A 2,030-nucleotide genomic window follows, 5' to 3' on the forward strand; every position below is an offset into this window, starting at 1 on the left:
TAGCGCTTGATGATCTCCAGCGCGGACAGCAGCATCTGGATGTGCGAAGCGACCAGCGCGTTGCTTTCCTTGACCATCACGCCGTAGTCGCCGGGGAAGGCGGCCTCGTCCATGCGGTAGCTGATCACGCCCGCCTCGTGCTGGCGGGCCATCTCCCGCTGCGCGCCGATCACCGACTGCAGCTGGGACTGCATGCGCTGCATCGATGTGAGCAGGGCGCCCAGCTCATCGTCACGTTGCACGCTGACAGCATTGTCGAGCTTGCCGGCAGCGATGTTGTCGGACAGCTTGACTGCCTCGTTCAAGGGTTTGAAAACGAACCTGCGCAGCAGCAGGAACAGTGCGCCGCACAGCAGCAGCGCGGCAACGATGCCGACCACCACGATCGTCCACAGCAGCGTACGTGCCTGTTCCATCAACAGGGCACGCGGCACCACGACGCCGAAGGCGAAGCTCTGCTCGGCATCGCCGATCTTCAGCGGAACATAGGTTTCCACCACGTCTTCGTCGAGGACCGGATCACGGCGCTGCTCGAAGGTGATCTTGTTGCTGGCGGTGTTGGCCAGCATCGCGCGGGTGTCGGCATCATCGGCCTTGCTGCCGACCTTGGCCGGATCATGGTCGGCGATGATGGTGCCCGCCGGCGACAGCAGGCGGACGTAGCCTTCCTGCATCGGGCGCATCTTGGACAGGCGGTCCTGCAGCGACTGCAGGGCGAAATCCACCGTGACGACGCCCAGGAACTGACCGTCCTGCACGATGGGGGTCGCCAGCGTGGTCATCAGGATTTTCTTGCCGCCGATCTCATAGCTGTACGGTTCCAGCACCGATGGCTTACTGGTCGCGGCCGGCTGCAGGTACCAGTCGCCGTCGCCGGGTACGTCGTAGCCACGCAGCGGTTCCTGCACGGGTGCGCCGCCCTGCCAGGCCCAGTAACTCATGAAACGGCCGCTGGCGTCATGGCCGTCGGCATCGACATGGTTGGCATCGTCGCCGTCGAAGGCCTGCGGCTCCCACAAGGTGCCTACACCCACCCACTGCGGATTGTTCAGGGCTTGGGATTGCATCACCTTGGCAGCGCTCACGCGGCTGAAGCCGCCTTGCTGGCGCAGTGCCAGGAAGCTGCGCGACAAGGTGTCGTTGGCTTCAAAGCCGTGGCCGAGCTCGGTGGAGATGCGTTGCGCCTCGAGCTGGGCGATGTTCTCGAGGCTTACCCGCGAGGCTGACAGCAGTGCGTCGCTGCTGCGCAGGTAGATGAACAGTGCGGTGAGGCCAAATGCGACGGTCGCGACCAATGCCGTTCCCAGCATCAAGCGCATTGCAATACTGCGGGTAAGGAAACTCGTGGGCAAAGACATGGGTTACTGCTGGCCTGGTGTGTTGGGATTTCTCAGTACATCGGCATCTGGAGGCGTAGCTGGAGCGTTTTGTTGCACTGAATTGACGACGCCCCTATTCAGGGGCGTCGTTCATACATGTGCAGCTGGCGATCAGAATTCCTGCCAGTCACCGTCGTTGTCGACGCGCACGGCGGCATTGCCGCGTTGCGCCGGGGCGACTGCACGCAGACGACGGGCCGGGGCGGGTGTGGCGGGGGTAAACGCAGCTTTGGCCTGCTGGGGCTGCGCCACAACGGCTTGCGCTGCACCGGTGCGGAACACCGCCACTGCCTCGGTCAGCTGGTTGGCCTGGTCTTCCATCGAGCGTGCGGCGGCGGTGGCTTCTTCCACCAGCGCGGCGTTCTGCTGGGTGGTCTCGTCCATCTGCATGACGGTCTGGTTGACCTGGTCGATGCCGGCGCTCTGCTCCTGCGAGGCCGCCGAGATCTCGGCCATGATGTCGGTCACGCGCTGCACCGAAGTGACGATCTCGTCCATGGTGGTACCGGCCTGTTGCACCAGCGCCGAGCCTTCGCCGACCTTGCCGACCGAGTCGTCGATCAGGCCCTTGATCTCCTTGGCGGCTGCGGCGGAGCGCTGGGCGAGGGTGCGCACTTCCGAGGCGACCACGGCGAAACCACGGCCCTGTTC

2 protein-coding genes are annotated in these 2,030 nt (G+C 64.4%); both read right to left on the reverse strand.

Annotation, left to right across the window (positions count from 1 at the left end):
• Nucleotides 1-1,358: cache domain-containing protein (locus QMX78_RS21240; RefSeq protein WP_282273408.1), on the reverse strand; the 1,358-nt coding region annotated here is incomplete at its 3' end.
• Nucleotides 1,359-1,490: 132 nt separating this feature from the next.
• Nucleotides 1,491-2,030: methyl-accepting chemotaxis protein (locus tag QMX78_RS21245; protein ID WP_282273410.1), on the reverse strand; the 540-nt coding region annotated here is incomplete at its 5' end.

Origin of the sequence: Stenotrophomonas sp. PS02298 (genome assembly GCF_029959445.1) — a bacterium.
Classification (GTDB): Bacteria; Pseudomonadota; Gammaproteobacteria; order Xanthomonadales; family Xanthomonadaceae; genus Stenotrophomonas.